Origin of the sequence: Streptomyces sp. NPDC051909 (assembly GCF_040681095.1) — a bacterium.
GTDB lineage: Bacteria > Actinomycetota > Actinomycetes > Streptomycetales > Streptomycetaceae > Streptomyces.
Genome location: NZ_JBFAYA010000005.1, coordinates 61,796 through 82,187, shown reverse-complemented (window position 1 = coordinate 82,187; position 20,392 = coordinate 61,796). Strand labels below are relative to the sequence as shown.

General features: G+C 74.4%; 17 protein-coding genes and 1 pseudogene. 9 read left to right on the top strand and 9 right to left on the bottom strand.

What is annotated here, in order from left to right:
* Window positions 1-98 precede the first annotated feature (98 nt).
* Complete coding sequence (locus AB0M18_RS09845; protein ID WP_365756320.1) at window positions 99-692, top strand: hypothetical protein; 594 nt, start codon at window positions 99-101, stop codon at window positions 690-692.
* A gap of 22 nt (window positions 693-714) precedes the next feature.
* Here AB0M18_RS09845 and AB0M18_RS09840 read toward each other — a convergent pair whose 3' ends face one another.
* Window positions 715-1,485: an IclR family transcriptional regulator gene (locus AB0M18_RS09840; RefSeq protein ID WP_365756319.1), complete on the bottom strand. Its 771-nt coding sequence runs from the start codon at window positions 1,483-1,485 to the stop codon at window positions 715-717.
* Between the two features lie 109 nt (window positions 1,486-1,594).
* Here AB0M18_RS09840 and AB0M18_RS09835 point away from each other — a divergent pair, with 109 nt between their 5' ends.
* The 3 genes from AB0M18_RS09835 to AB0M18_RS09825 all read left to right on the top strand — a co-directional run bounded on the left by AB0M18_RS09835 (window position 1,595) and on the right by AB0M18_RS09825 (window position 5,130).
* Window positions 1,595-3,130 carry an aldehyde dehydrogenase (NADP(+)) gene (locus AB0M18_RS09835; RefSeq protein ID WP_365756318.1) on the top strand — a complete coding sequence of 512 codons (1,536 nt, stop codon included), beginning with the start codon at window positions 1,595-1,597 and terminating at the stop codon, window positions 3,128-3,130.
* 138 nt (window positions 3,131-3,268) lie between these two features.
* The gene (locus AB0M18_RS09830) at window positions 3,269-3,964 is read left to right on the top strand and encodes a DsbA family oxidoreductase (RefSeq protein ID WP_365756317.1); all 696 of its coding nucleotides are present in this window, start codon (window positions 3,269-3,271) and stop codon (window positions 3,962-3,964) included.
* Window positions 3,965-4,047: 83 nt separating this feature from the next.
* Window positions 4,048-5,130 (top strand): aminotransferase class V-fold PLP-dependent enzyme, encoded by a 1,083-nt coding sequence (locus AB0M18_RS09825; protein ID WP_365756316.1) that lies wholly within the window; start codon window positions 4,048-4,050, stop codon window positions 5,128-5,130.
* A gap of 10 nt (window positions 5,131-5,140) precedes the next feature.
* Here the strand turns inward: AB0M18_RS09825 and AB0M18_RS09820 are convergent, their stop codons facing one another.
* Window positions 5,141-5,647 (bottom strand): MarR family winged helix-turn-helix transcriptional regulator, encoded by a 507-nt coding sequence (locus tag AB0M18_RS09820; protein ID WP_365756315.1) that lies wholly within the window; start codon window positions 5,645-5,647, stop codon window positions 5,141-5,143.
* A gap of 157 nt (window positions 5,648-5,804) precedes the next feature.
* On the opposite strand from AB0M18_RS09820, the gene AB0M18_RS09815 reads away from it, so the two are divergent.
* The gene (locus AB0M18_RS09815; protein WP_365756314.1) at window positions 5,805-6,872 is read left to right on the top strand and encodes an alkene reductase; all 1,068 of its coding nucleotides are present in this window, start codon (window positions 5,805-5,807) and stop codon (window positions 6,870-6,872) included.
* A 16-nt stretch (window positions 6,873-6,888) separates the two neighbouring features.
* Here the strand turns inward: AB0M18_RS09815 and AB0M18_RS09810 are convergent.
* Window positions 6,889-7,164, bottom strand: a pseudogene (locus tag AB0M18_RS09810) (alanine--glyoxylate aminotransferase family protein); the annotation flags it as partial.
* Window positions 7,165-7,307: 143 nt separating this feature from the next.
* On the opposite strand from AB0M18_RS09810, the gene AB0M18_RS09805 reads away from it, so the two are divergent.
* Both AB0M18_RS09805 and AB0M18_RS09800 read left to right on the top strand, forming a co-directional pair.
* Complete coding sequence (locus AB0M18_RS09805; protein ID WP_365756313.1) at window positions 7,308-8,423, top strand: hypothetical protein; 1,116 nt, start codon at window positions 7,308-7,310, stop codon at window positions 8,421-8,423.
* Between the two features lie 34 nt (window positions 8,424-8,457).
* Window positions 8,458-9,555, top strand: a complete 1,098-nt coding sequence (locus AB0M18_RS09800) for an amidohydrolase family protein (protein WP_365756312.1) — start codon at window positions 8,458-8,460, stop codon at window positions 9,553-9,555.
* Between the two features lie 15 nt (window positions 9,556-9,570).
* Here the strand turns inward: AB0M18_RS09800 and AB0M18_RS09795 are convergent, their stop codons facing one another.
* Window positions 9,571-10,137 carry a GNAT family N-acetyltransferase gene (locus AB0M18_RS09795; protein WP_365756311.1) on the bottom strand — a complete coding sequence of 189 codons (567 nt, stop codon included), beginning with the start codon at window positions 10,135-10,137 and terminating at the stop codon, window positions 9,571-9,573.
* Window positions 10,124-12,439 carry a penicillin acylase family protein gene (locus AB0M18_RS09790; RefSeq protein ID WP_365756310.1) on the bottom strand — a complete coding sequence of 772 codons (2,316 nt, stop codon included), beginning with the start codon at window positions 12,437-12,439 and terminating at the stop codon, window positions 10,124-10,126. The genes AB0M18_RS09795 and AB0M18_RS09790 overlap by 14 nt, the downstream gene beginning before the upstream one ends.
* Window positions 12,440-12,851: 412 nt before the next feature.
* Between AB0M18_RS09790 and AB0M18_RS09785 the strand changes: the two genes are divergently transcribed.
* A complete protein-coding gene (locus AB0M18_RS09785; protein ID WP_365756309.1) occupies window positions 12,852-13,844 on the top strand; it encodes an SCO1860 family LAETG-anchored protein in 993 nt (330 codons plus the stop codon).
* 125 nt (window positions 13,845-13,969) lie between these two features.
* On the opposite strand, the gene cobC is transcribed toward AB0M18_RS09785, so the two are convergent.
* Window positions 13,970-15,571, bottom strand: a complete 1,602-nt coding sequence (gene cobC / locus AB0M18_RS09780; protein WP_365756308.1) for an Rv2231c family pyridoxal phosphate-dependent protein CobC — start codon at window positions 15,569-15,571, stop codon at window positions 13,970-13,972.
* A gap of 6 nt (window positions 15,572-15,577) precedes the next feature.
* Here cobC and AB0M18_RS09775 point away from each other — a divergent pair, with 6 nt between their 5' ends.
* Window positions 15,578-16,378, top strand: coding sequence for a ZIP family metal transporter (locus AB0M18_RS09775; protein WP_365756307.1), 801 nt, complete (start codon window positions 15,578-15,580; stop codon window positions 16,376-16,378).
* A gap of 2 nt (window positions 16,379-16,380) precedes the next feature.
* Here the strand turns inward: AB0M18_RS09775 and AB0M18_RS09770 are convergent, their stop codons facing one another.
* The 3 genes from AB0M18_RS09770 to AB0M18_RS09760 are packed head-to-tail and all read right to left on the bottom strand — an operon-like array spanning window position 16,381 to window position 20,381.
* Window positions 16,381-17,739, bottom strand: a complete 1,359-nt coding sequence (locus tag AB0M18_RS09770; protein WP_365756306.1) for a cobyrinate a,c-diamide synthase — start codon at window positions 17,737-17,739, stop codon at window positions 16,381-16,383.
* Window positions 17,733-18,341 carry a cob(I)yrinic acid a,c-diamide adenosyltransferase gene (gene cobO, locus AB0M18_RS09765; RefSeq protein ID WP_265866045.1) on the bottom strand — a complete coding sequence of 203 codons (609 nt, stop codon included), beginning with the start codon at window positions 18,339-18,341 and terminating at the stop codon, window positions 17,733-17,735. Before cobO ends, AB0M18_RS09770 begins: the two co-directional genes overlap by 7 nt.
* On the bottom strand, window positions 18,342-20,381 hold the full coding sequence (locus AB0M18_RS09760; RefSeq protein WP_365756305.1) for a putative cobaltochelatase: 2,040 nt from the start codon (window positions 20,379-20,381) through the stop codon (window positions 18,342-18,344).
* Window positions 20,382-20,392 lie beyond the last annotated feature (11 nt).

Here is a 20,392-nt window from a genome sequence, read left to right as displayed (position 1 = left end):
GCTCCCGCGCCCGCCCGCCCCGGCGCGTCCTGCCGGACGGCGAACCGTCTCCGCCGCGCGGGGGAGAGGGAGGTGGGTCCGACGTAGCATCGGCGCCCATGGGGACCGACATCGAAGGCGTGATCGAGGCGCGGGCGGCCGGCGGGGGGTGGGAGGACAAGGCCTGGCTCTGCGACTTCGGCCTCTGGCGGGAGTCGTACGCGCGCGAGGTCCTGTTCGGCTACGGCGGGGGCCTCGGGACCGTACGGGAGCTGTTCGGGCTCCGTGGGCTGCCGGCGGACGCCGCCGACCACATCCCCGACGACGACATCAACCACACCCATTCGTACGTCACCTGGGCCGAGGTCGCGGTCGCCGACTGGGACGCGCCGCTGTGCGACGGCCCCGTCGGCCCCTGGGTCGGCGAGTGGCGGCCGGGTCCGGACGGCGAGCCGGTCTTTCACGACATCGTCTGGATTCCGGACGAGGTGGACCGCGCGGCCGACGAGGTCTTCGGCGAAGAACTGTGCCCGTGGGAATGGCCGGAGGGCGGTGAGGTCGCGCTGAACGGGTCCGTGTACCGCCGGGTCGTCATCACCGCCCGGATGTTCGCTCCGCCGGACGGCAGGTGGGCCCCGGTATGGGACACCATGCGCACGCTGGCCGCCGAGTACGGGGACGACAACGTGCGCCTGGTGGTCTGGATCGGCTGAGGCCGCTGGACCCCGCCGCGCGTCAGAGCCGCCGGGTCGCCAGCGTCAGCCGGTCGCGGGCGTCGAACAGAGCGTCCTTGATGAGCTGTTCGTGCCCCGGGGTGAGCCGGGCCACCGGCACCGAGCAGCTGATCGCGTCGCGGGACGGGGTGCGGTAGGGGATCGCGATGCCGAAGCAGCGCAGGCCCAGGGTGTTCTCCTCGCGGTCCACCGCGAAGCCCTGCTCGCGGATCACCCGCAGCTCCTCGATCAGCCGCTCGCGGTCGGTGACGGTGTGCTCGGTGAGCGCGGGCAGCGTCTCCGGCAGCAGCTTGCGGACCTGCTCGTCGCTGTGGGTGGCGAGCAGCGCCTTGCCCAGGGAGGTCGAGTGGGCCGGTAGCCGGCGGCCCACCCGGGTGAACGGGCGCAGGTAGTGCTGGGACTGGCGGGTCGCCAGATAGACCACGTTGGTGCCGTCGAGCCGCGCCAGGTGGATGGTCTCGGTGGTGTCGTCGGACAGCCGGTCGAGGGTGGGACGGGCGGCGGCCACCACCTCGTCGCCGTCGATGTACGACGTGCCGACGAGCAGCGCGCGCACCCCGATGCCGTACCGCGTGCCGGTCGCGTCGGTCTCCACCCAGCCCAGCTCGACCAGGGTGCGCAGCAGCATGTACAGGCTCGACTTCGGATAGCCGACGGCCTCCTGGACGGCGGCGAGCGAGTGCATGCCCGGCCGCCCGGCGAAGTACTCCAGCAACTCCACCGTCCGCACCGCGGACTTGACCTGCGCCCCACCGGCGTCGCTCGTCGCCATCGCCCCTCGCCCCTTGTCGTCCCTCGCCCTTGGTCCCGCCCGGCCTCCTGCTCCGCCCGGCCTTCCGGAACCCCCTTGTGGAGACGGCTCGGCCGTCCCTAGAGTCCCGATGTCGGATTCACCTACAGGGACCGCGTTCAGAATAGCGAACAACGTGGGCGAGGGGCGTGTCGTGGCAGCACCAGTGTGGAGTGTGGACCCCCGGACGGGGAAGGCGCGGGAGCAGGTCGCCGTGGAGGCCGACGCGGCCGAGGTCGACGCGGCCGTACGGGCCGCGTACGCCACCCGCGAAGCCCTCGCCGACCGCGGGGCGCGGGCCCGGCTGCTGCGCGCCGCCGCCGATCTCCTCGACGCGGCCCGCGACCGGGTCGTCGAGGCCGCCGACGCCGAGACCGCCCTCGGGCCGGTCCGGCTCACCGGGGAACTCGCCCGCACCACCGCCCAGTTGCGCTACTTCGCCGCCATCGCCGAGGACGGCGCCTTCCTGGACGTGCGGATCTCCCGTCCCGACCCGACGACCACCCCGCCCACGCCCGACCTGCGGCGCATGAAGGTCCCGCTCGGCGTCGTCGCCGTCTACGCGGCGAGCAACTTCCCGCTCGCCTTCTCCGTCCCCGGCGGCGACACCGCGAGCGCGCTGGCCGCCGGCTGCCCCGTGGTGATCAAGGCGCACCCCGACCACCCGGCCACCTCCGAACTGTGCGCCGCGCTGCTGCGCAAGGCCGCCGCCGAGAGCGGACTGCCCGAGGACGTCGTCCGGCTCGTGCACGGCTTCGACGCGGGCACGGAACTCGTCCGGCACCCGCTGGTCGCCGCCGCCGGCTTCACCGGTTCGGTACGGGGCGGCCGGGCGCTCTTCGACGCCGCCGCCGCCCGCCCCGTACCCATCCCCTTCCACGGCGAACTCGGTTCGCTCAACCCCGTGGTGATCACCGAGGCCGCCGCGGCCGAGCGGGCCGAGGAGATCGGCGCGGGTCTTGCCGCCTCCATGACCCTGGGGCAGGGCCAGTTCTGCACCAAGCCCGGCTTCGTCCTGGCGCCCGCCGGCGAGGCGGGCGACCGGTTCGTGGCCGCGCTCACGGGCGCCGTGAGCGAGACCGAGCCCGGCGTGATGCTCGACCACCGGATGCGGGACGCCTTCCTCGACGGCGTGCGCGAGCGGGCGGCCCTGCCGGGCGTCACCGTGCCCGTCACCCCGGGCGCCGGCGGCGAGCACACCGTCAGCGGCGGAGTCCTCGTCACCGACGCCGGCCCGCTGGCCGAGGGCGGCCACGCGGCCCTCCTGGAGGAGTGCTTCGGCCCGGTGACCGTCGTCGCCCGCTACACCTCGCGCGAGGAGGCCGGCACGGTCCTCGGGCTGCTGCCCGGCAACCTCACCGCCACCCTGCAGACGGCCGACGAGGACCCCGACGCCGCCGGCCTGCTCGCCGCCCTCACCCCGCTGGCCGGCCGGATCCTCGTCAACGGCTGGCCGACCGGCGTCGCCGTCGCCGACGCACAGCACCACGGCGGCCCCTACCCGGCCACCACCTCCCTCTCCACCTCGGTCGGCGGCACCGCGATCGAGCGCTGGCTGCGCCCGGTCACCTACCAGTCGACGCCGCGGCACCTGCTGCCGCCGGAGCTGCGGGACGCGGGGGAGTAGGGCCGTCGCGCAGCCCCGGGGGCGGCCGGAGGTGCGCCCGCTCACACCGGCGGCCGCGGCGGAATGAAAACGGCGGGCGGGGGCGTTCCCGTCACGGAAGACCCGCACCACCGAACCCCCCCGTAGGAGAAGCCACCCATGCGCGTCGAGATCTGGAGCGACATCGCCTGCCCCTGGTGCTACATCGGCAAGGCCCGCTTCGAGAAAGGGCTCGCGGCCTTCGCCCACTGCGACGAGGTCGAGGTCGTGCACCGCTCCTTCGAGCTCGACCCGCACCGCGCCAAGGGCGACACCGGCCCGGTCCTCCAGATGCTCGCGCAGAAGTACGGGCGCAGCCTCGACGAGGCCCGCGCCATGGAGGCGCACGTCGCCGGCAACGCCCACTCCGAGGGCCTCGGCTACCGCACGGAGGGCCGCGACCACGGCAACACCTTCGACATCCACCGTCTGCTGCACCTGGCCAAGGAGCGCGGCCGGCAGAACGAGCTGCTCGACCTGGCCTACCGGGCCAACTTCGCCGAGGAGCGCTCCGTCTTCGACGACGAGACCCTGGTGACCCTCGCGGTCGAGGCCGGTCTCGACGAGGCCGAGGCGCGCGAGGTGCTCGCCGACCCCACCGCGTACGCCGACGCCGTACGGGCCGACGAGCGCGAGGCGGCCGAACTCGGGGCGAACGGCGTGCCGTTCTTCGTCCTCGACCGGCGCTACGGGGTGTCCGGCGGCCAGCCCGCCGAGGTCTTCACCCAGGCCCTGGAGCAGGCCTGGCAGGGCCGCGCCCTGCAGCCGGTGGGCGGCGACGCCGCCGCCTGCGACGTCGACGGCGGCAACTGCTGAGCGCCCACCCATAAGGATTGCTTGGGAATTCCCCATGATCTATCGCAATTGACGTGAGATCGTGGGGAATCCAGTCTTGTCCCATGGAATCCGTGGAACACCTGGACCGTCCGGACCGCCTGGAGCCGCTGGGCGGAGCCGAGTTCGCCCCGAAGCAGACCTATCTCAACACCTCCGCCTGCGGGCTGCTGCCCCGCCGCACGATCGACGCGGTCACGGCGCTCGCCGAGGAGACCGCCGACGGGCGCCCGGGCGGCGCCGGCGACTTCGAGGTGGTCGACGAGGCCCGGGCCGCCTTCGCCCGGCTCGCGCACACCACCCCCGACCGCGTCGCGGTCGGCAGCTCCGTCTCCGTCCATGTCGGCATGGTGGCGCAGTCCATGCCGGCCGGGGCCGAGATCCTCTTCCCCGAGGGCGACTTCTCCTCCGTCATCACCCCCTTCACGGTCCGCGGCGACCTGAAGACCCGCTTCGTGCCCCTTGACCGGCTCGCCGAGTCCGTACGGCCGGAGACCGCGCTCGTCGCCTTCTCCTCCGTGCAGTCGGCGGACGGCCGCACCGCCGACTTCGCGGCCCTGCGCGCCGCCGCGGCCGCGCACGGCGCCCGTACCCTGCTCGACGCCACCCAGTCCGCGGGCTGGCTGCCGCTGTACGCGGGGGAGTGGGACTTCACCGTCTCCGGCGGCTACAAGTACCTGCTCTGCCCGCGCGGGGCGTCCTTCCTCACCGTCACGGCCGAGGCGCAGGACGCGCTGCTGCCCATCCACGCGGGCTGGACCACCGGCGAGGAGCTGTGGGGCAACAACTACGGCCCGGTGCGCGAACTCGCGCGCTCCGCACGCCGGTTCGACGAGCCGCCGGCCTTCCTCTCGTACCACGGCGCGGCCCGCTCGCTGGCCCTCCTGGAGGAGATCGGCATCGAGCGGATCGAGGCCCACGACAAGGCCCTCGCGGCCCGCTTCCGGGCCGGGCTCGCCGCGCTCGGGCACCCGGCGGTCGCCGACGACTCGACGGTCGTGAGCGTGCCGGGCATGGGCGACCGCGCGGAGGCGCTGCGCGGGGCGGGCGTGCTGCTCTCGGCCCGCGCCGGGAACCTGCGGGCCTCCTTCCACCTCTACAACTCCTCGGCCGACGTCGACCGGGCCCTGGAGCTCCTCGCCGCCTGACCCGGGGGCGTCAGCGGTTCTCCGGCCCGCACTCGCCCGCCTCGCCGCACAGGTTCTCCTCCAGGCGGGCGAGCAGCCGGGTCAGCTGCGCGCGGTCATCGGCGTCGAGCCCGGCCAGGGTGCGCGCCTCCAGAGCCGCCCAGGCGGCCTCGACCCGTGCCCGCAGGGCCTCGCCCTCCTCCGTCGGCTCGACCAGCACGGCCCGCCGGTCGTCCGGGTCCGGCCGGCGGCGCACATGGCCGCACTGCTCCAAGCGCTGGAGCATCTTCGTGACCGTCGACGGGTCGAGCCCCAGCGACTGGATCAGCGCCGACTGGCGCACCGGCCCGCAGTCCCAGAGGGCCATCATCAAGAACTCCTGGCCCGGATAGAGGTCCGCCTCCTTGAGCAGCCGCGCCGCCGCGATCCGGTGCAGCCGGGCCACCCGGGACAGTGCGTGGCTGGCCGGCCCGCCGCGGGCCGCCGACGGCAGGCCGTCGGTGGCGGGGTGGGTACAGAAGGGTTCGGTTCCGGACACGGGGGCTCTCCTCCAGGGTGCTGGTCTCCAGATTAGCTTGGTCGGCCAAGGAATGGGTTACAGTGGAGCCCGCAGCAAATCATTGGTCGACCACATATTTATGGTTGGCCGACCACATAAATACTTGGTCGACCACATATGCCCCGGGAGGGCCGCCATGACCACCGCCTTCGACCCCATCGACCTCGCCGGCACGCGGCTCGCCAACCGCATCGCCATGGCCCCCATGACCCGCAGCCGGGCCGAGAGCGAGCGCCGCATCCCCACCCGGCTCACCGCCGAGTACTACGCCCAGCGCGCGTCGGCCGGTCTGATCATCACCGAGGGCGTGCAGCCCACCGCCGTCGGCCAGGGCTACCCCGACACCCCCGGACTGCACAGCGCCGAACAGGTCGCCGCCTGGCGCGAGGTCACCGACGCCGTCCACGCCCGCGGCGGCACGATCTTCGCCCAGCTCATGCACGCCGGCCGGATCAGCCACCCCGAGGTCCTCGGCGACGGCCTCCACCCCGTCGGCCCCTCCGCCGTCACCCCGGCCGGACAGCTCTTCGCCGGCCCCGGCATGAAGGACTTCGAGGCCCCGCGCGAGCTCACCGCCGAGGAGATCCGCGAGACCGTCGAGGGCTTCGCCGCCGCCGCCCGCAACGCCGTCGAGGCCGGCTTCGACGGCGTCGAGATCCACGGCGCCAACGGCTACCTGGTGCACCAGTTCCTGGCCACCAACACCAACCACCGCACCGACGAGTGGGGCGGCTCCGTCGAGAACCGCATCCGCTTCGCCGTCGAGGTCGTCAAGGCCGTCGCCGACGCCATCGGCCCCGAGCGCACCGGACTGCGGATCTCCCCGGCCAACGTCTACAACGACATCGCCGAGACCGACACCGCCGAGGTGTACCCCGCGCTCGTCGCCGCGATCAACCCGATCGGCATCGCCTACCTGCACGTCACCGAGCCGGCGCCCGAGGTCCGCGAACTCACCCAGACCCTGCGCAAGCTGTTCACCGGCACCCTCGTGCTCAACCCGGCCACCGAGGGCCCGACCGGCCCCGAGGCCCTGACCCTGATCGAGGACGGCACCGCCGACATCCTGGCGTACGGCGCCCTGTTCCTCGCCAACCCCGACCTGCCGGCCCGCCTCCGGGCCGACGGACCGTACAACACCCCCGACACCGCCACCTTCTTCGGCGGCGACCACCGCGGCTACACCGACTACCCGGCGCTGTAACGGCGCTCGGGGCGCGTCAGGCGGTCCAGGCCTCCGTGACCGCCCGGCGCGCGCCCTCCAGGTCCACGGCGCGGCCCGTCTCCGCGAGGGCCGCGCCGAGCGCCGCGAGCGAGGACTGCACCACGCCGGGCGCCGCGTCCACCCCGTAGTGGTTCACCCGGATCATCTCCTTCGCCAGCGCACCGCCCCCCGCGACCAGCGGCAGCGACGGGTCGGCGGCCAGCGCCTTCGCGACCAGCTCGGAGGCGTCCACCCCGGCCGGGGAACGCAGCGTCGTCGCGACCGGCGCCGCGTGTGACAGCGCTGTACGGAACGTGTCACAGGGCATGCATCGTGGGGCCCGGCCGCTTCCCGCCGGGCCGCGGCGGTGGGATGTTACGGGCCGCAGCGGCCGCACTCGGGCGCGCCGCCGGGAGGGAAGACGGGGTGGACACCATGACGGACAGTGCCGGCAGAGAGAACGGAAAGACCGGAGACGCCGGAGAGACCGGAGAAGCCGGGTACGGCAGGGCGCGCGGCCGGCGGGCCGCGCTGGCGGCCGTCGTGGCCGCCGCGGCGCTGGCCCTGGCGGCGCCGCTGGCCGTCGGCGGGGAGGCGACAGGGGGCGCGACGGGACGCACGGGACCGGCCGAACCGGCCGCGACGACGGGACCTGCCGGACTGACGACCCTTGCCTCGACGGAATGGACCCCGATTCCGCGGCCGTCGAACCCCGCGCTCGAGCGCTTGGTGATCAGCCGCCCCATCGTCTTCGCCCGCTACACGGCGACGGACTCGATCGAGGACCTCTACACGATCTCCCCGCTCGGCGGCGCGGCCGTCAAGCTCACCGCCACCCCGACCGTCAGCGACGTGATGCCCAGCTGGTCCCCGGACGGCAAGCGGGTGGCGTTCCTCCGGTACGGCTCCGGGGGAGCGATCGACGGCATCTGGACGATGAAGAGCACCGGCGGCGACCTCAAGCCCGTGCCCGGCACCGAGGGCGCCTCCGACCCGGCGTGGTCGCCGGACGGAAAGAGGATCGCCTACTCCAAGCCGGTCGGTACCGAGCGCGAGATCTACGCGGCCGACGTCGACGGCACGTCCGCCACGCGCCTGACCTTCACCACCGAGGACGAGTACCACCCGACGTGGTCCCCGGACGGCGCACACCTGGCGTTCAGTCGCGCGGACGCGTCCGGGCACAGCCGGCTGATGCGGATCCAACTGTCCACCCTGGCCCAGAATCCGATCACCGCGGCCGGCTCCCAGGACTGGACGCCCGACTGGTCGCGCGGCAACCGGATCGTCTTCAGCCGGGTGGACTCCACCGGCTTCGCCCACCTCTACGTCATCCGCCCCGACGGCACGGGCGAGAACCGCATCACCTCGGCCCGGGCCAACGACAAGTACCCCTCCTGGTCGCCGGACGGCAGGCGCCTGGTCTTCACCCGGGGCGGCGCCGACGACGCGGACCCCGAGCACCTCTTCCTGGTACGGGGCGACGGCACCGCGCTCACCCAGCTCACCAAGACCGACTCGCACGACCTGGAGGCCGACTGGCGCCCGTGACCTGCCCGCTCGACACGGCTCGTAGAGTGCCGGTATGAGCGATCACGCGGTGCTGCATGTGAAGGGGCGGGTGCTCGTCGGCCCGGAGGACGTACGGGACGAGCTGTGGTGCGTCGACGGGCGGATCACCTTCGAGCGGCCCCCGGCCGCCGTCGCCGGCCGGGCACTGACCGTCGAGGGCTGGGCGCTGCCCGGCCTGGTCGACGCGCACTGCCACGTCGGGCTCGACAAGCACGGCGCGGTCGACGCCGACGCCGCCGAGAAGCAGGCGCTCACCGACCGGGACGCCGGCACGCTGCTCATCCGCGACGCGGGCTCGCCCTCCGACACCCGCTGGATCGACGACCGCGAGGACCTGCCGAAGATCATCCGGGCCGGCCGGCACATCGCCCGCACCCGCCGCTACATCCGCAACTACGCCCACGAGATCGAGCCCGACGAGCTCGTCGCGTACGTCGGCCGCGAGGCCCGGCGCGGCGACGGCTGGGTCAAGCTGGTCGGCGACTGGATCGACCGCGACCTCGGCGACCTCTCCCCGTCCTGGCCGCGCGCCGAGGTCGAGGCCGCCATCGCCGAGGCGCACCGGCTCGGCGCCCGGGTCACCGCGCACTGCTTCGCCGAGGACTCGCTGCGCGACCTGGTCGAGGCGGGCATCGACTGCGTCGAGCACGCCACCGGACTCACCGAGGACACCATCCCGCTCTTCGCCGAGCGCGGTGTCGCCATCGTCCCCACCCTGGTCAACATCGCGACCTTCCCGCATCTCGCGGACGGCGGCGAGGCCAAGTTCCCGCGCTGGTCGGCGCACATGCGGCGGCTGTACGAGCGCCGGTACGACACGGTGCGCGCCGCCTGGGACGCGGGCATCCCGGTCTTCGTCGGCACCGACGCGGGCGGCTCGCTCCCGCACGGCCTGGTCGCCGCCGAGGTCGAGGAGCTGACCCGGGCCGGCATCCCCGCCCTGGACGCGCTGTCCGCGACGGCCTGGCGGGCCCGCGACTGGCTGGGCCGCCCCGGCCTGACCGAGGGCGCCCCGGCCGACCTCGTCGTCTACGGCGAGGACCCGCGCGCGGACGTCCGGGTCCTCGCGGCCCCGCGGCGGGTCGTCGTCGACGGCCGGGTGATCGGCTGACCGCCTGACTGCTGGTCAGCCCTTGGTGTAGAAGGCGAGCCGCGCCCGCTTCTCCGGGATGAACACCTCCGGCAGGTCCACCTCGGGCAGCACGACCTCCGGGCCGAGCTCGAAACCTGCCCGCACCAGCCGGGCGACCGCCCTCTCGTTGGCGGCGTCCGGCTCGCCCACGATCCGGCTGCGGCCGATGAGCGCGAAGTCCAGCAGGGCGACGAGCAGCGCACCGGTGAAGCCCTGCTCCGGCGCGGCGGCCGAGGGGGCCAGGAAGAGGTGTACGCCGATGTCGCCCGGCCGGACCTCGTAGCACTCGGAGACCCGGTCGGCCTCGGGGTCGTACGTCTGGAAGAGCCCGACCGGCACCCCGTCGCGGCGTACCAGGAAGCCGTGGTGGGTGGTGAGCGAGTCGAGGTGCGCGTAGATCTCCCGCACCTGCTCGACGGTGGCGCCGTTCATGCCCCAGAAGCGGGCCCGCTCCTCGTTCACCCAGGAGTGGATCAGCGGGGCGTCGGCCTCGGGGTCGATCCGGTCGACGCGGACGGTGCCGAAACCCTCGACGGTCCGTGTGTACTCAGTCCTGCTCATGGTCGTTGACTTCCTTGTCTTCCCTCACGAGGTCTTCCTTCACGAGGCGGGTCCAGTCGGTGGTGACGGGGGCGAGCTCGCCCCGCAGCCACAGGGGGAGCTGTTCGCGGTGGTGCGGGTCGCCGGGTACGCCGGAGGCGCCGAACGGCACGATCCACCGGCTGCGTTCGCGGTCCGCCAGGTCCCACACGTAGCGGGCGGCGGAGGCCCGGGCGCTGCGGTCGGTGTATCCGGGCACGCTGGAGGTCGAGAGCACGCAGTCGTGGTCCCCGGACAGACCCGGCCAGGACCCGTCGTCCTCGTCCGGCAGCGCCTGCCAGGGCGCGAGCCGGTGCGTCACGCCCCACGCGGGCGGCGGGTCCCCGGCGGCGACCTCCTCCAGGGCCTCGCGCACGATCCGCGCGAGATCGGCGTCCGGCACCGGCCCGCCGGTCAGCAAGGTCTCCAGGGCGAGCCCGACCCGCGGGCCGAGCGCCAGCCAGGGCCGGAACAGTTCGGGATACGGGGCGGGTTCGCGCAGCTCCGCGAAGGCGTCGTGGGCGGTGATCCGGCGTACGACCGCGCCCCGCACCGCCGCGTAGCGCCCGGCGTCCGTGCTGTCGGCGTCCATCCGCCGGTCCCAGCCGAGCAGCGCGGCCCGCACCCGGCGGGCGGCGGGGGAGAGCGCCGCCTCGTCGGTGGCGCCGATCCGCTCCAGGAGCCGCCGGGCGGACGGGTTGTCGGTGTCGGTGTGCACGGCGGCGGTCGCGGCCGGGGTCCAGGTGTCGGAGGCCGCCAGGAGCGCGGCGATCCGCTCGGCGCGGTGCGGCGGGGCGAACTCGACGCCCAGCGGCGCGGCCAGCCCGCGCGCGTTGGCCATCACCGCGTACCCCTCGGCGCCGACCTCGGCGCGGGGCAGGGGTGCGGGCGCGTCCGCCCAGACGTACCGGGCCTCCCACGCGGGCACCACCCGCAGCGCGTTGGCCCGGTCCCGCACCGGGACGTGTCCGGCGACCCGGTGCAGCAGACCGCCGTCCGCATCGGCCGCCTGGACCACGTTCACCGGCTCCACCCAGGGGCCGAGCGCCCGGTCCACATCCCCGACACTCCGCGCCCGCAGCAGCGCGGGCAGCGCGGCGAAGCCCAACTCGCCGGTGACGCGCGGCGGGTGGCGCAGACTGATCGCCTCCCACTCGACGACGCCGGAGGCGTCCGCCCGGGCGGACGGACCCGAGTCGGCGTCCACGGTGAAGCCCTCCGGCCCGGCCGAGCCTGTGCAGGCGCCTGCGCCGCCGCCTGTGCCGCCGCCTGTGCCGTTGGCCGTGCCGGCCTGGCCGGCACGGCGGCGTGCGCCGCCGCCCGCGGCCTGGGCCCCGCCCGCCTGCTCCCCGCCCCCGGCGCCGAAGGCGCGCTCCGCTCCGATGATCACCGGGCCCCGAGCAGTCTCCACCACCTCGACGCGCACCGCGTCGGCCGCGTCCTTCACCCGTACCGTCTCGGTGTGCGCGGTGGCCGGTTCCCAGCCGTGCGGGCCGAGCGCCTCGATCCGTCCGTCGGGCAGCCGGCGCAGGCGCTCGCGGTAGAGGTCCTGGTAGTCGGCCATGGCGTTGGTGATGGCCCAGGCGACCCGGCCGGCGTGGCCGAAGTGGGCGAGTCCGGGGACGCCGGGGACGGCGAGGCCGAGGACGTCGTGGTCGGGGCAGGCGAGGCGGATCTGCTGGTAGACGCCGGGTGCCTCGATGAAGCGGTGCGGGTCGCCGGCGACGAGCGGGGCGCCGCTCGCCGTCCGCGCGCCGGAGAGCAGCCAGCCGTTGGAGCCGGCCGTGCCCGGGCCGTCGGCGGCGAAGAGCTCCGTCCACTCCTCGCCCAGCCGCGCCGCGACCCGGTCGCGCCACAGCTTGGTGGGGAAGCCGGCGAAGAGGATGTGGGTGGAGAGCCACACCGCCAGCGGCGTCCAGGGCTCCCAGCGGCCCGGCCGCAGCCCGGTCGCCGCGAACTCGGGCGCGCGCCGGGCGCCCGGCGCGAGGCCCTCGTTGACCCCGTCCACGTACGCCCGCACCCAGGCCGCGGTCTCCGCGTCCAGCCGGTCGTGGCAGCGGCGCGCGGTGTCGGCGAGCCGCGCCTGCCGTACGAAGACGTCCCAGCCGGTCTCCGCCGCGCCCAGGAAGGCGGCGCTCGTGCCCTGTGCCCGGTGCCGCTCGACCTCCAGCTGCCAGGCCCGGTCCCGGGCGGTCACCAGGCCCTGGGCGCGGGCCAGTTCGAGGGGGTCGGCGGCACGCAGATGCGGTACGCCCCAGGCGTCCCGGAAGACCTCGATGCTCACGCGTACGACCCCGATCAGATCAACAGCTCTTGGGCTGGTTCTTAGGTTAGGCTGCCCTAAATTAATCTACAGGAGTCCCGGCGGGCGAACGCGGGGGTGGGTGCGGCGACAGATTGACGAACCGTTACGCCTGCCCGGCGTGCATCGTTCTCACCTTCACCGAACACCCCCGAGTGCGCCCCTGTGCGCTCGCACACCGTGCGACGGACGGGGCAATCGAGAACGCCTGTGCCGAAAGATTCGAATATGGGCACGGAAACCACCCTTTGGAGTGAACTCACGCCAGGTGTCCGCCAGTTCACTCTCAGTGCGTAAAGATTCCGGTGTCTCGAGTCGCCGGCGCCGCAGTGACCCACAGTCCCCGTGGGGAGCGGCCTGGCGACGCCATGTCTCTCGTGGGGGTTCCACCGTCTTGAACAGCAACACCTTCCGCCTGCCCGCACGCCGTACCGCCGCCGCGACCGCCGTCGCCGCCCTCGCCGTCGGACCCCTGGTCCTCGCGGCCCCCGCCGCCCACGCCACCGGCGGCGACGGCGAGCAGGGCGGCGAAGGCCACGCCACCGCCGTCGTCCTGCGCACCGGCCTCGACGTCAACCTGCTCAACAAGGCCGTGAACGTCCCGCTGCGCGCCTCCCTCAACGAGGTCGAGGCCCCGGCCAGCGCCGAGAAGACCGCGCTCAGCGTCAGGGTGGAGGGCGCCGAGAACGGCAAACCGGTCAGCGTGGTCAAGGCGGACGTCGCGACCTCCGAGGCGACCGTCGAGGGGAGGACCGCCAAGGGCTACGTCAACCTCGCCAAGGCTCGGCTGCACGTCCCCGGCCTGCCGCTGCTCTCCCTGGTCGAGGTCGAGAAGGTCACCTCCAAGGCCGTCTGCGAGGCCGGCAAGCGCCCGGTCGCCGAGTCCAACCTGCTCGGCAGCGTCACCGTGCTCGGCAAGAAGACCACCCTGTCCACCGGCGGCCAGACCAAGGTCACGGTGCCGGGTGTCGGAGAGGTCGTCCTCGACCTCTCCCGTACCTCCACCACCTCGAACACGGCCGCCGCCACCGCCCTCGAACTGTCGGTGGAGGTCAACCCGCTCAAGCTCAACGTCGCCGAGGTCAAGGGCAAGGTCACCCTCGCCGAGGCCACCTGCGCCACCCCGCACGGTGGCGAGCCGACCCGGCGGCCCAGTGAGCAGCCGACGGAGCAGCCCTCGCAGCAGCCCACGGACCAGCCCTCCGACCGGCCGAGCCACGACACGGGCGTGACCACCCAGAACGGCGGCGGCACCCCGACCCAGAACCTCGCCGAGACCGGCGGCAGCTCCGTGACCCCGTACCTCGCGGCCGGCGCGGTCGTACTGCTCGGCGTCGGCGGCGGCGCCCTGGTCCTGGCCCGCGGCCGCGCCCGCGCGCGCGGCTGACCGGCCCGAGGGGGAACGACCAGGGGGCGAAGGAAGGGGGTGCCGCACCGGCACCCCCTTCTCCGAGGCCGGGACCGAGACCGGGACCGAGACCGAGGCCGGGATCGAGGCCGGGGCCGAAGCCCTCAGCCCAGCAGCAACAGCGCCTGGTCCAGCGCCTGCAGGAAGCGGTTCGTCGTCACCCGGTCCCGCACCGCGATCCGCAGCCAGTGCCGGTCGAGCCCCGGGAAGGTGTCCCCGCGCCGCACCGCGAAGCCGAGGAGCCGCAGCCGGTCCCGCACCGCGTCCGCGCCCTCGATCCGGACCAGCACGAACGGCCCCTCCGCCGCCGCGACCACCCGCACCTCGTCGAACTCCGCGAGCCCCGCGAGCAGGTGCGCCCGCTCCACCCCGATCCGGAGCGCCGCGTCCTCCGCCTCCATCAGCGCCACCGGCGCCATGCACGCCTCCGCCGCCACCAGTGCCGGCGTCGACACCGGCCACAGCGGCTGTACGCGTTCGAGGGCGGCGATCGTCTCCGGCTCCGCCAGCACATAGCCGATCCGCAGCCCCGCGAGACCCCAGGTCTTCGTCAGGCTCCGCAGCACCACCAGACCCGGCACGTCCGTCCGCGAGGCGAGCGACTCCCGCTCGCCCGGCACCGCGTCCATGAACGCCTCGTCGACCACCAGCCACCGCCCGGGCCGGGCCAGCGACGCGATCGCCGCCGCCGGGTGCAGCACGGAGGTCGGATTCGTCGGATTGCCGATGACGACCAGATCCGCGTCCTCCGGCACCGCCGCCGGATCGAACCGGAAACCGTCCTCCTCGCGCAGCAGCACCCGCTCCACCGCGTGCCCGGCGTCCCGCAGCGCCGCCTCCGGCTCGGTGAACTGCGGATGCACCACCACCGCCCGGCGGGCCGGCAGCGCCCGCGCGAGCAGCACGAACGCCTCGGCCGCGCCCGCCGTGAGCAGCACCCGCCGGGCCGGCAGATCGTGCCGGTCGGCGACCGCCGCCCGCGCCGCCCGCCCGTCCGGATAGGCCGCCAGACCGGCCAGGGACTCGGCGATCCGCTCCCGCAGCCAGTCCGGCGGCGTGTTCGTCCGCACGTTCACCGCGAGGTCGATCAGCTTCTCGTCCCGGACCTCGGCGTCGCCGTGGTGTCTGAGGTCGTGCGCGTCAGCGGAGGTGCCCGCAGAGGTGTCGATGTCCATGGCCGCCGTCGTGTGGGGGGAGGGGATGGGGATGGTGCCGGTGGGACGAGTGTGGGGCTCGCCACCGGTGTACCCGTGAGTATCGGGCAACAACCGTGCGCATGGGGAGACTTCGTTCGGGCGAAGTGGTACGGAACGGGCAATGGCGCAGGTCACACGCCTGCTCTTCCGCTTCGGCACCACCAGCACCGCCCCCGGCCCCGCCGCCCGCAGCGCCGCCGCCTCCGCCACCGACGCCGTGCCCGTCGCGGCCAGCGGCCGCTCGGAGGGATGCGGTACGGCCACCCCGGCCAGCTCCGTGCTCCCGAACCCGCGCAGCGGCACCCCGAGGCGGGCCGCCGCCCCGACGATCCCCGGCTCGCCCGCCCGTATGTCGAGGGTGGCGAGCGCCGTCACCGCCGCGCCCGTGAGACCCGCCTCCCGCAGCGCCGCACCGACCAGACCGAGCACCTCGTCCACGGCGACCCCGGACCGGGCCCCCACCCCCACGACCACGTCGAGGTGCGCGGAGGAGGCCGCATCGGATAGCAAAGGCCCATGGCTGTAGTCGTCGCGCTCGGCGCGTTCCTCATGACGCTCTTCGGCGGCTGGGTCGCCGGGCGCGTCACCGACCGCCGCCACCTCGTCCTCGGTCTCGCCGGCGGCCTGATGCTCGGCGTCGTCGGACTCGACCTGCTGCCCGAGGCCATGGAGGCCGCCGGGGAGACCGTCTTCGGCGTCCCCCAGGCCCTGCTGCTCTTCGTCGGCGGCTTCCTCTTCGCCCACGTGGTGGAACGGCTCCTCGCCACCCGCCGCGCCTCCTCCCACGGCGCCGAGAACGGGCCCGGGGAGCACGGGGCTCATGGAGCGCACGGAGCGCACGGAGCTCACGAGGCGCCCGGGGAGCCGGGCGGAAAGACCCCGCAGGTCGGACTCGTCGCAGCCGCCGCCATGGTCCTGCACAGCCTCATGGACGGCATCGCGCTCGGCGCCGCCTTCCAGGTCGGCGGCGGCATGGGCGCCACCGTCGCGCTCGCCGTCATCACCCACGACTTCGCCGACGGCTTCAACACGTACACGCTCACCAGCCTGTACGGGAACGACCGCCGCAAGGCCGTCGCCATGCTCGTCGCCGACGCGGTCGCCCCGATCGCCGGCGCCGGTCTCGCCACCCTCCTCACCCTTCCGGAGGAACTGCTCGGCAGCTATCTCGGCTTCTTCGGCGGTGCCCTGCTCTACCTCGCCGCCGCCGAGATCCTGCCCGAGGCCCACCACGAACACCCCGCCCGCACCACCCTGCTGTGCACGGTCGCGGGCGTGGCCTTCATCTGGCTCGTGGTGGGCCTCTCCGGCGGCTGAACTCACGCGGCCGGACCGCCGGCGCAGTGGGCCGTGAACCGGGCCGCGGCCTCCGGGGCCCCCGCCCAGTGGGTGTGCACATAGCTGGCGTGCACCCCGCCCCGCACGAAGCCCTCCACGCGCATCTCAGGCTGACGCAGCCCCCAGGCCGCCGGCGACCCGGCGCCCGGCTCGATCACCGTGCGGTGGAACTCGTGCCCCCGCATCCGCGTCCCGGCCGCCGCGAGCACGCTGTCGCTCACGGCCACCGCGTCCCGGTAGCCGAGCGTCAGCCGCGGCGACATCCGCGCGTCCGCGTCGAGCACCCCGCACATCGGACGCCCGTCGAGCGAGCGCGCCAGATACAGCAGCCCGGCGCACTCGGCGGCGATCGGCGCGCCGGAGGCGGCGAGCTCCGCCACCGCCGCCCGCAGCCTCGCGTTCGCGGACAGCTCCTCCCCGTACACCTCGGGGAACCCGCCGCCTATGACGAGTCCGCGGGTCCCCTCGGGGAGGCTCTCGTCCCGGAGCGGATCGAAGGTGACGACCTCGGCGCCGGCGGCGGTGAGCAGCTCGGTGTGCTCGGCGTACGAGAAGGTGAAGGCGGCCCCGCCGGCGACGGCGACCACCGGCCGACCGGCCTGCGCCGGCAGCCCCGCCACCTCCGCCGACCACGGCTCGTCGCGCAGCCCCGGCGCGGACCGCGCCAGCGCGAGCAGCCCCTCCAGGTCGCACCCGGCCCGCACCTGCTCCGCCTGCGCGGCGACCGCCGCCACCGCCTGCGCCTGACGCTCCGCCACCGGCACCAGACCCAGGTGCCGCGACGGCGTCTCCACGGCGGGCGCCCGCCGCAGCACGCCGAGCACCGGCACCCCGGACTCCTCCAGGGCCTCCCGCAGCAGCGCCTCGTGCCGGTCCGTGGCGACCTTGTTCAGGATCACCCCGCCCAGCCGCACCTCCGGGTCCCAGGACGCGAAGCCGTGCACGAGCGCGGCCACCGACCGCGACTGCGACGAGGCGTCCACGACGAGCACCACCGGCGCCTTCAGGAGCTTCGCCACCTGCGCGGTGGACGCCAGCTCGCCCTGTCCCGCGGCCCCGTCGTACAGGCCCATCACGCCCTCGACGACCGCCAGGTCGCAGCCACGCGCCCCGTGCAGGAACAGCGGCGCGATCCGGTCCGTGCCGCACATGTACGCGTCGAGGTTCCGGCCCGGGCGGCCGGTGGCGAGCGCGTGATAGCCCGGGTCGATGTAGTCCGGACCCACCTTGTGCGGCGAGACCGCCAGACCACGGCCGGCGAACGCGGCCATCAGACCGGTCGCGACCGTGGTCTTGCCCGCGCCCGAGGACGGGGCGGCGATGACGAGACGTGCTACCACTCGATGCCCCGCTGGCCCTTCTGACCCGCGTCCATCGGGTGCTTCACCTTCGACATGTCCGTCACCAGGTCCGCGAAGTCCACCAGCTCCTGCGGCGCGTTGCGGCCGGTGATGACGACGTGCTGCTGCCCGGGACGGTTCGCGAGCACCTCGACCACCTCGGCCGTGTCGATCCAGCCCCAGTGCAGCAGATACGCGAACTCGTCGAGGACGTAGAACTTGTACCTCTCCTCGGCCAGATCCCGCTTGACCTGCTCCCAGCCCTCGCGCGCCTTGTCCTCGTGCGACTGCTCGCCCTCGGCGACCTCGCGCTGGATCCAGGACCAGCCCTCGCCCATCTTGTTCCAGACGACCGTGCCGCCCTTGCCCGTCTCGCCGAGCGCCTTCAGGGCGTTCTCCTCGCCGACCCGCCACTTGGCGGACTTCACGAACTGGAACACCCCGATCGGCCAGCCCTGGTTCCAGGCGCGCAGCGCCATGCCGAAGGCGGCCGTCGACTTCCCCTTGCCGACGCCCGTGTGCACCATCACCAGGGCACGGTTGCGGCGCTGACGGGTGGTGAGACCGTCGTCCGGAACGACGGTCGGCTGTCCCTTGGGCATTTACGCGGCCCTCCTGGTCGCAGAGTGATTGCCTTGTACGTCCCTGACCAGCCCGGCGATCGAGTCGGCGCGCAGCTCGTCCAGGGTGACGGCGGTGCCGCCGAGTTCACGCGCGAGGTTCCCGGCGAGGCCGAGCCGCACCGGTCCCGTCTCGCAGTCCACGACCACCGCGGCCGTGCCGTCGGCCGCGTGCAGCCGCGCCGCCCGCGCGGCCAGCGCCACCGGGTCCGCGCCGCCGCCGGTCGCCCGCCCGTCGGTCACCACGACGAGCAGCGGGCGCCGCGAGGGGTCGCGCAGGCGCTCCACACGCAGCACGTCGTGCGCCTTGAGCAGCCCGGCCGACAGCGGGGTCCGGCCGCCCGTCGGGAGCTGTTCGAGCCGGGCGGCGGCGGCGTCCACGGACGAGGTCGGCGGCAGGGCGAGGTCCGCGCCGCGGCCCCGGAAGGTGACCAGACCGACCTTGTCGCGCCGCTGGTAGGCGTCGAGCAGCAGCGACATCACCGCGCCCTTCACGGCGCCCATCCGCTGCCGCGCCGCCATCGACCCGGACGCGTCCACGACGAACAGGACCAGGTTGCCCTCCCGCCCCTCGCGGGTGGCCTGCCGCAGGTCGTCCCGCCGCACCACCAGACCCCGGCCGCTCCGCCCCCGCGCCTTCTGGTGCGGGGCGGCGGCCTGCACGGTCGCGGCCAGATGCAGCTTGGTCAGCGCCCCCCTGGGCCGGGTGGCACCGGTCGTCCGCCCGTGCTCGGTCCGGGCCCGGGAGCGCCGCCCGGCGGCGCCCTCGCCGAGTCCGGGCACGCTCAGCATCTTCGTACGGAAGGGCTCACCGGCCTTGACGGCGGCCCGCTCGCCGGCGCCGCCGCCCTGCGGCGCGGGGGCGCTCTCAGGGGCCTCGGCGGACTCCGGAGCGGGACCGTCGGGCCCCTCGCCCTGCGGCGGAATGCCCCCGCCGCCGTCCGGACCGCCCCCGCCGGGACCGCCGTCACCCGGACCGTCCGGCTCGGGGTCGTCATCCGGCTCGTCCTCGCCCTTGAACCGTTCAAGCGTCTCGTCGAGCTTGTCCTCGTCCAGACCCGGGGCGTCGAACGGATTGCGCCGCCGTCGGTGCGGCAGCGCGAGCAGGGCCGCCTGCCGTACGTCCTCGGAGGTGACCTCCGTCCGCCCCGCCCAGGTGGCGAGCGCCGTCGCCGTCCGCGCCATCACGATGTCGGCGCGCATGCCGTCCACCTCGAACGCGGCACAGGTCGCCGCGATCTGCAGCAGCACCGCGTCCCCGAGCACCACCTTCGGCAGCAACTCCCGTGCGGCCACGATCCGTTCGCGCAGCACCCGCTCCTCGTCCGCCCAGCGGGCGGCGAACGCCGCCGGATCGTCCTCGAACGCGAGCCGCCGCCGTACGACCTCGACGCGCTGCTCGGGCTCCCGGGAGGCGGCCACCTCCACGGTCAGCCCGAACCGGTCGAGCAGCTGCGGCCGCAGCTCGCCCTCCTCGGGGTTCATCGTCCCGACGAGCAGGAAACGGGCGGCGTGCCGCACGGAGACGCCTTCGCGCTCGACGTGCGACTGCCCCATGGCGGCGGCGTCCAACAGATGGTCGATCAGATGGTCGGAGAGGAGATTGACCTCGTCGACGTACAGAATCCCCCGGTGCGCGGCCGCGAGCAGTCCGGGCTCGAACGCCTTCACGCCCTCGGCGAGCGCCTTCTCGATGTCGAGCGACCCGACGAGCCGGTCCTCGGACGCCCCGACGGGCAGCTCGACCATCCGCGCGGGGCGTGCCTCGTACGCCCCGTCCGCGTGTGGCCCGTCCGGGCACCCCGGATCGGGGGACGCCGGAGCACAGCTGAACCGGCAGCCCGCGACGACGTCCACCTCCGGCAGCAGCTCCGCGAGCGCGCGCACGGCGGTCGACTTCGCCGTCCCCTTCTCCCCGCGCACGAGCACACCGCCCACCGCCGGGCTGACGGCGTTCAGCAGCAGCGCGAGCCGCAGGTCGTCCATGCCGACGACGGCGGTGAACGGATAGCGGTTGCTCATCGGTCGGTCGC

Bases quoted from the DNA above. Each gene is read 5' to 3' on its own strand.
- AB0M18_RS09840 (WP_365756319.1), bottom strand. From the start codon at position 1,485: ATGGCGACGAGCGACGCCGGTGGGGCGCAGGTCAAGTCCGCGGTGCGG.
- AB0M18_RS09775 (WP_365756307.1), top strand. From the start codon at position 15,578: ATGGCTGTAGTCGTCGCGCTCGGCGCGTTCCTCATGACGCTCTTCGGC.
- AB0M18_RS09825 (WP_365756316.1), top strand. From the start codon at position 4,048: ATGGAATCCGTGGAACACCTGGACCGTCCGGACCGCCTGGAGCCGCTG.
- AB0M18_RS09795 (WP_365756311.1), bottom strand. From the start codon at position 10,137: ATGAGCAGGACTGAGTACACACGGACCGTCGAGGGTTTCGGCACCGTC.
- AB0M18_RS09805 (WP_365756313.1), top strand. From the start codon at position 7,308: ATGACGGACAGTGCCGGCAGAGAGAACGGAAAGACCGGAGACGCCGGA.
- AB0M18_RS09800 (WP_365756312.1), top strand. From the start codon at position 8,458: ATGAGCGATCACGCGGTGCTGCATGTGAAGGGGCGGGTGCTCGTCGGC.
- AB0M18_RS09835 (WP_365756318.1), top strand. From the start codon at position 1,595: ATGTCGGATTCACCTACAGGGACCGCGTTCAGAATAGCGAACAACGTG.
- AB0M18_RS09830 (WP_365756317.1), top strand. From the start codon at position 3,269: ATGCGCGTCGAGATCTGGAGCGACATCGCCTGCCCCTGGTGCTACATC.
- AB0M18_RS09815 (WP_365756314.1), top strand. From the start codon at position 5,805: ATGACCACCGCCTTCGACCCCATCGACCTCGCCGGCACGCGGCTCGCC.
- cobO (WP_265866045.1), bottom strand. From the start codon at position 18,341: ATGCCCAAGGGACAGCCGACCGTCGTTCCGGACGACGGTCTCACCACC.
- AB0M18_RS09760 (WP_365756305.1), bottom strand. From the start codon at position 20,381: ATGAGCAACCGCTATCCGTTCACCGCCGTCGTCGGCATGGACGACCTG.
- AB0M18_RS09845 (WP_365756320.1), top strand. From the start codon at position 99: ATGGGGACCGACATCGAAGGCGTGATCGAGGCGCGGGCGGCCGGCGGG.